Genomic DNA, 7,400 nt, shown 5'->3' on the forward strand with positions numbered 1-7,400 from the left:
AGTCTCAGTTGAAGGCGATGTAGAAATAACCCACGTCGGGATCCCGCCCCATGGTCGGTACTCGCGAGACGAAAATATTTTCCACCTGGCCCAGTTCCGGCAACTCCAGCGCACACAAGCCATCGACAAAGTCGGTGGGTTGCAGGCTGTTGAGCTCGACGCTGAACGGCATGCGCTCGCTTTTGGGCATCTGTGAATGGGGCGTTTCTTTAAGGGTGTCGATATGGATCGGCAATTCACTGCCATCGGGCAGCCGCAGCGTCCCGGTCTTGCCCAGCAGTGCCTGAAAGTGTTGGCTTTGAACCTGTTGCAGCATGGCATCCCTCCATCAAGCAAAAGTGGCCGGGGGATGTGCATCCCCCGGCCAGACCCTCAGTTACGCGAAGGGAATAATCCGTTCAGGGCGATGCTGAAGTTGAGCACCAGGAACGGGTTCATCACCGTCATGGGCAAACCATTGCCGGCGGACGAGATTTCCCCCGTCACGGTGCTGGTGACACCCTTGAGCGGTACCGCCGCAGCACCTTGCTGATCGGAGTAGATGCTCGCCGAGCCTGGCCCGCCGCCCGAGGCACCGATGTAGGAGTTGGTTGCGGTCGGGTTGGTGACCGGGTTGCTCGCCGGGCTGGCCAGTTGCAGGGTGGTGGTGGCCGTGAGCCCGGACAGGGCGTGGGTGTGGTTGGGCAGGTTATTGATGGTTGCGGTGACGTTTTCGGTCCCGGAGACCTCACCGATGACACGCGGGGTCAGGCCCAGGCCGTTGCCTTGGGCAATCGGCATGCGGCCCTGCAGGTTGGGCAGCATGAAATTGCTGGTGCCATTGCCTCCATAGTAGGTTCCCAGCAGTGAGAACAGCGCCTGGTATTGCGAGATCCCCAGCGTCTGGCCATAGCACAGGGCCCAGCCGTTGGGGGCGAAGTTAAAGGCGAAAGGTTGGATAGTGCCCATGAATACTTCCATAGTTCCTCATCCCTCAGGTTAGTGTCTGATATGTCACATCGCAGGCCCGGTTATCCGGGCGGATCGCAGTGATCAGCCGACTCCGTTCATCTCCGTGGCTGGGTCACGCCACGCCAAAGCGTAGACGCTGATCGGAATGATTGCCGGACGTCGTCCGTCGTAAAGCCAGCATCGACGACGGGCCTGAGCCTGTCCTACAGTGCTTGAGAAAATTGCGTATTCACTGGTCGAAGTTCATTAGGTCGAGGCACATCAGGTTGAAACAAGGGGAGGCAATGGAGGCGCGCAGAGAAACACCGCTGGGTGACACTCAGGATCCGCACGCGACACCGGGCTCATGGGCGGCTGCCCGTCGCTTATTGCGGTGGGCGCGGGAGCACTGGCTGCTGCCGATCCTGGCATTGGCTGCGCTGGTGCGTTTTTACGACCTGACGGCGGCGGCGATCTGGGGTGACGAAGGGTCCAGCCTGTTGTTGAGCCAGTACTCTCTGGCCGGGATCTGGGAACATGCAGCCCATGATGTGCATCCGCCGCTGTATTTCATGCTGCTGCACGGCTGGATCGGGCTGTTCGGCGACGGCATTTTTTCGATTCGTTGCCTGAGCGCGCTGCCGGGGATTGCCACGGTCGGGCTCGGTGTCTGGCTGGTGGACCTGCTCGCGACCCGCCGCGCCGCGTTGCTGGCCGGGGTTCTGCTGGCGCTGTTGCCCACGGCGGTGCGGTATAGCCAGGAAGTGCGGATGTATTCGCTGTTGGGGATGTGGCTGATCGGCGCCACGATCGCCCTGGTGTACTGGATAAAACGGCCACAACGCACGCGCTATCTGGTGATCTACACCCTGCTGATGACAGCGGCGTTCTACACCCATTACTTCACCGCGCTGTGCGTGCTGTGTCACTGGTTGTATCTGGGCCTGATCCGTGTGCAGCCAGGGTACCGACTGCGGCACATTCAGCGCTCGGGCTGGTGGCTGGCCAATGTGGCCATCGTGCTGTTGTACTTGCCGTGGGTGCCCAGCCTGATCGATCTGATCCAGCACTTGGATCTGCTCAAGGCCAATGGTGATGTGGGATGGGAGCCCCCCGTCATGCTCGACTCATTGCCGTCGATGATCTGGTCGCTCCTGATCCAGGACGATGGCGAGAACCTGCCCACGCTGATTTTTATCGCGCTGCCACTGGCATTGGTGGCCCTGGCGGGCGTGGCGCTGGCCCGCGACCGCAGTGTGTTCCGTGGCAGTGTGCTGGCGGTGATCTACACCGCGGTCCCGTTATTGCTGGTGTTTGCGGTGTCGTTCATCTCGCCGGTGTTCATCGAGCGTTACCTGACCGCTTACGCCTTGGGTCTGCCGATGGTTGTCGCACTGGCCGTCGATCGCTTGTACGCAGACTTCAAGGTCTTGGCACTGGCCGTGCTGCTGCTGTTTGTCGGTGTCGAGCTGGTGGGGGTGAAGAACAATGCCACGGTGGATACTGAGGATCAGATCAGCGTCATGGCCAAACACGTGAACCAGCACTTCATGCCCGGCGACCGAATCGTCACCAGTGACATGCTCTGGTACCTGAGTTACGTCTATTACAACCAGACCAACGCCAAACCGATGCTGTACACGCCACCATTGGCCTATGGCCGGTCGAGCCGGCCGAACGCCTACGGTTTCGGTACGCTGGTGACCAATGACATCTACCTGGATAGCCTCGATGCCTTGCCCAAAGGCACTGGTCGGGTATGGCTGGTCGGTACCCTCGAGGGGGCGGACGAGTTCGCTCCATTGCCCGCGGGCTGGCAACGCGTCGACGAAGCCCGGGGGGGAGGCGCCGTGGCACGCTTGTATGTGCTGAAGTAATCCGTGGTTTCAGGGCTTAAACGATTCAACTTTTAAACGGTTATATCAATTGCGTTTTCCAGTCGATTTAGCTCCAATTTGATATCAAAACACCACTAGCTGTAAGGCCATTCATGGTCTACGCTCCGTCGTACAAAGGACTGAATGACGGGTGAATGGATTGCAGCAGTTCCACTTTATCTCCGGCTTGCCGCGCTCGGGCTCGACCCTGCTTTCTGCCATTCTTTTGCAGAATCCGCGTTTCCATGCCGGCATGACCAGCCCCGTGGGCGCACTCTTTTCCGGCGTTCTGGAGCAATGCAGCGCCGGCAGCGAATTCGGCGCGGTGATCGACACCGACCTGCGTCGCCGCCTGTTGCGTGGCCTGTTCGATTCTTATTACGCCGACAAGGCCGACAAACCGGTGGTGTTCGACACCAACCGCCTGTGGAGTTCGCGCCTGCCGGCGATCAGCGATCTGTTCCCTCAAGCCAAGATCATTGCCTGTGTGCGCAATGTCGCCTGGGTCATGGACAGCATCGAGCGCCTGTACCGCGCCAATCCCTTCGAAAACACCAAGCTGTTCGGCGATGCGGTTGAGCGCAACACGGTCTACAGCCGCTGCGAAACCCTGGCCCAACGCAATCGGTTGGTGGGGTTTTCCTGGGCCGCCCTCAAGGAAGCCTATTACGGCGAACACGCCGACTCACTGCTGATCATCGATTACGACCTGCTGAGCCAGGCGCCAGAGCGGGTGATGCGGCTGGTTTACGACTTCATCGGTGAACCCTGGTTCGAACATGATTTCGATCATTTGGCCTACGACGCACCGGAATTCGACCAGGCCCTTGGCCTCTCGGGGCTGCACAAGGTGAAGGCCAAGGTTCAATTGCAGTCCAGGCGCACGATCCTGCCGCCGGATTTGTTCAAGCAATACGCCGAGTTGTCCTTTTGGCTCGATGGCTCAGCCAGCGCCGCCAATGTCATTCGTATGAAAGCCGACGCCGCGATCAGTTGATCGCGGCGTTTTCATTGGTCTGTCAAAAAGTTCGAGTCCGGGTGAGCAGCATGTGGTGGAGCAAAGGCAAGTCGCGGGTTACTCAAGGCGCACGAGCGCTGGCCTCGCCAATGATCATGTCCCTGGAGCCGCGCATGCTGTTCGATGGTGCGGTGGCCGCCACAGTGGCCGATACTGCCCAGGCTGACACCCATACCACGGCCGACGCGGTCAAGGCACCGACTGCCGACAAGTCGGTCGCCAGCAAGGACACCCACGGCCAGGCCGATGCCACGCCAACCCCGACACCTGTCGCGGTGCCAGGGCAAAGCGTGGTGTTCGTCGATTCGCGGGTCAAGGACGCCAACAGCCTGCTTAAAGGCGTCGCGCCGGGCACTCAGGTGGTCCAGCTGGACGCGGGCAAGGACGGCTTGCAGCAGATTGCCGACTACCTCGACACCCATCAGGGCATCAGTTCGGTGCAGATCATTGCCCACGGCAACGCAGGCGATCTGTGGCTGGGTAATAGTTATCTGTCGGCCGATAACGTCGCGGCCCGCAGCGCCGTGCTGGCGGAAATCGGCAAGGACATGAACGTCGGCGGCGACATCATGATCTACGGCTGCTACACCGCCGAAGGCGAGCGCGGCTTGAGTTTCGTCGACTCGCTGGCGCAACTGACCGGCCGTGATATCGCCGCTTCCAGCAACCGCACCGGGGTCGGTGGCGACTGGAATCTGGAAATTGCTACCGGCAACATCGAAAGCGCCAACGTGCTCTCGACCACGGCCATGAGCGAGTATCAGTGGGGCCTGGCCACCTGGACCGCCACCAACAACGCCAACACGGGCGTCGGCTCGCTGCGTGCCGCCCTCGCCTCGGCGCAGAACGGCGATATCGTCACATTCAGCACCGGCATGACGGTGCAGTTGACCTCCGAATTGCTGATCAACAAGAACGTCTACGTTGATGGCGACTTGAACAACGACGGTGTGGCAGATGTGACTCTTGATGGTCAGTACAAGACCCGAGTGGTTGAAGTGGCGTCTGGCAGTACCGTGACGCTCGATGGCCTGGTGATCACCCGTGGCCTGGTGGCGGGCAACGGTGGCAACGGTGGCTACGGTGCCACGGGCGCGATGGCGGGGGGGATTTTCAACGCAGGGATTCTGACCCTGAAAAACGTTACCGTGACCTCCAACGCCGCTTCCGGTGGTGGTGGCGGCGGCGGTGTCACGGGCGCTTTTTACGGCGGTGGCGGCGGCGGTGGTGGCGGTTTGGGCGGCCAGGGCGGCGGGCACGGCGGTTCGGCAGGGCCGGGCACCGGCACATTGGGCGGCCAGGCGGGCAGCGGCGGTGTCGGTGGTTATGGCGGCGGTTATGACGCCACCCACATGGGCGGTCGCGGTGGTTCCACCACTGGCGGTGCTGGCGGGGTGGGCGTTTCCTATTACAGCAACGGCGGTAACGGTGCGACGGCCACCAATGGCACGATTTCCATTGGCGGTGGCGGCGGCGGGGCCGGTTGGGACAAGGTAGGTGGTGCTGGCGGCAACGCGGTAGGCGGGATCTACAACGCCAGCAGCGGCACCATAACCGTCATCGGCACGTCGACCATCAGCAACAACATCGGCGCCGGTGGCGGCGGTGGCGGTGGTGGTGGCCAAGGCAGCAATGCCAGTAATGGCGGCATTGGCGGCCGGGGCGTCGGTGCGATCTGGAACAAAGGCACGTTACTGATCACGGCTGCCAACTTCGCGGCCCTGGCCGGTAATGCCGCAGCCAGTGGTGCAGGCGGTACCGCGCAGGGCGGAGGTTCAACCGGCACCTCGCCGACCTCTTTCTCGACTATCTACAACGACGGTGGCGTACTCAACACCGCGTATTCGCCACCGCCGACCGCGACCATTGTGGTCGCCGACACCACACTGAGCATCGGCGAAACGTCCTTGGTGACGATCACCTTTTCCGAGGCCGTGACCGGTTTCACCAACGCGGACCTGACTATCCCCAACGGCACCCTGAGCGCCGTCAGCAGCAGCGATGGCGGCATCACCTGGACGGCAACGTTCACCCCGTCCGCCAGTATTTCCGATACGACCAACGTCATCACCCTGGACAACACCGGCGTGATAAACGGCCTGGGCACCGCCGGCGTCGGCACCACCAACTCCAATAACTACACGGTCGACACCGTACGCCCGACCGCGACCATCGTGGTGGCGGACAATGCGCTGAAAGTCGGCGAAACCTCGCTGGTGACCATCACCTTCAATGAAGCGGTCACCGGTCTCACCAACGCGGACCTGACGATTGCCAACGGTACGCTCACGGCGGTGAGCAGCAGCGATGGCGGCATCACCTGGACGGGAACCTTCACCCCAACCGCCAGCATCACCGATACGACCAACCTGATCACTCTGGACAACACCGGAGTCAGCGACCTGGCGGGCAACGCCGGTAGCGGCACCACCGACTCCAACAACTACGCCATCGATACGGTACGCCCGACCGCCACGATTGTGCTGGCCGATACAACGCTGACCGCGAGTGAAACCTCGCTGGTGACCATTACGTTCAGCGAAGCGGTGAGTGGTTTCACCAACGCCGACCTGACCATCGCCAACGGCACGCTGAGCGCAGTGAGCAGCAGCGATGGCGGCATCACCTGGACCGCGACCTTCACGCCGTCGGCCAGTGTCAATGACACCACCAACCTGATCACCCTGAACAATACCGGGGTCAGTGATCTGGCGGGCAACACCGGGAGCGGCACCACCAATTCGAACAACTACGTGATCGACACCGTCCCGCCGACTGCGACCATCGTGGTCGCCGACAACGCACTGAAAATCGGCGAAACCTCACTGGTGACCATCACTTTCGATCAGGCCGTGAGCGGTTTCACCAACGCGGACCTGAGCATCGCCAACGGTACACTCACGGCGGTGAGCAGCAGCGACGGCGGCATTACCTGGACGGCGACCTTCACCCCGACCGCCAGCATCACCGACGCGACCAACCTGATCACCCTGGACAACACCGGCGTGCAGGCGGCCGCCAGCGGTAACGTAGGCATTGGCACGACCGATTCCAACAACTATGCCATCGACACCGTGCGCCCGACGGCCACTATCGTGGTCGCGGACACGGCACTGAAAATCGGCGAAACCTCGCTGGTGACCATTACGTTCAGCGAAGCGGTGAGCGGTTTCACCAATGCGGACCTGACCATCGCCAACGGTACGCTCACTGCGGTGAGCAGCAGCGACGGCGGCATCACCTGGACGGCGACCTTCACCCCGAGCGCCAGCATCAACGACACCACCAACCTGATCACCCTGGACAATACCGGGATCAGCGATTTGGCGGGCAACGCCGGCAGCGGCACCACCGATTCCAATAACTACGCCATCGACACCGTGCGCCCGACCGCCACGATTGTGCTGGCCGATACGACGCTGACCGCGGGCGAAACCTCGCTGGTGACCATTACCTTCAGCGAAGCGGTGAGCGGTTTCACCAACGCCGACCTGACCATCGCCAATGGCACGCTGAGCGCGGTGAGCAGCAGCGATGGCGGCATCACCTGGACTGCGACCTTCACGCCTTCGGCG

The 7,400-nt window shown here is 61.7% G+C and carries 5 protein-coding genes; 3 read left to right on the forward strand and 2 right to left on the reverse strand.

Annotated elements, in window-relative coordinates:
• Window positions 1-4 precede the first annotated feature (4 nt).
• Both AC1DIS_RS25355 and AC1DIS_RS25360 read right to left on the reverse strand, forming a co-directional pair.
• The gene (locus tag AC1DIS_RS25355) at window positions 5-316 is read right to left on the reverse strand and encodes a DUF6916 family protein (protein WP_007940987.1); all 312 of its coding nucleotides are present in this window, start codon (window positions 314-316) and stop codon (window positions 5-7) included.
• Window positions 317-372: 56 nt separating this feature from the next.
• Window positions 373-960, reverse strand: a complete 588-nt coding sequence (locus tag AC1DIS_RS25360; protein WP_477744078.1) for a phage tail protein — start codon at window positions 958-960, stop codon at window positions 373-375.
• Between the two features lie 275 nt (window positions 961-1,235).
• Between AC1DIS_RS25360 and AC1DIS_RS25365 the strand changes: the two genes are divergently transcribed.
• From AC1DIS_RS25365 to AC1DIS_RS25375, 3 genes are all read left to right on the forward strand, one after another.
• Window positions 1,236-2,807 carry a glycosyltransferase family 39 protein gene (locus AC1DIS_RS25365; protein WP_477744079.1) on the forward strand — a complete coding sequence of 524 codons (1,572 nt, stop codon included), beginning with the start codon at window positions 1,236-1,238 and terminating at the stop codon, window positions 2,805-2,807.
• 151 nt (window positions 2,808-2,958) lie between these two features.
• Window positions 2,959-3,804 (forward strand): sulfotransferase family protein, encoded by an 846-nt coding sequence (locus AC1DIS_RS25370; RefSeq protein ID WP_018929397.1) that lies wholly within the window; start codon window positions 2,959-2,961, stop codon window positions 3,802-3,804.
• A gap of 50 nt (window positions 3,805-3,854) precedes the next feature.
• Window positions 3,855-7,400 (forward strand): Ig-like domain-containing protein (locus AC1DIS_RS25375; protein WP_477781150.1); only part of this gene is annotated, 3,546 nt, incomplete at its 3' end.

The organism is Pseudomonas sp. 05N433 (assembly GCF_056396925.1).

Bases quoted from the DNA above. Each gene is read 5' to 3' on its own strand.
- AC1DIS_RS25355 (WP_007940987.1), bottom strand. From the start codon at position 316: ATGCTGCAACAGGTTCAAAGCCAACACTTTCAGGCACTGCTGGGCAAG.
- AC1DIS_RS25360 (WP_477744078.1), bottom strand. From the start codon at position 960: ATGGAAGTATTCATGGGCACTATCCAACCTTTCGCCTTTAACTTCGCC.
- AC1DIS_RS25365 (WP_477744079.1), top strand. From the start codon at position 1,236: ATGGAGGCGCGCAGAGAAACACCGCTGGGTGACACTCAGGATCCGCAC.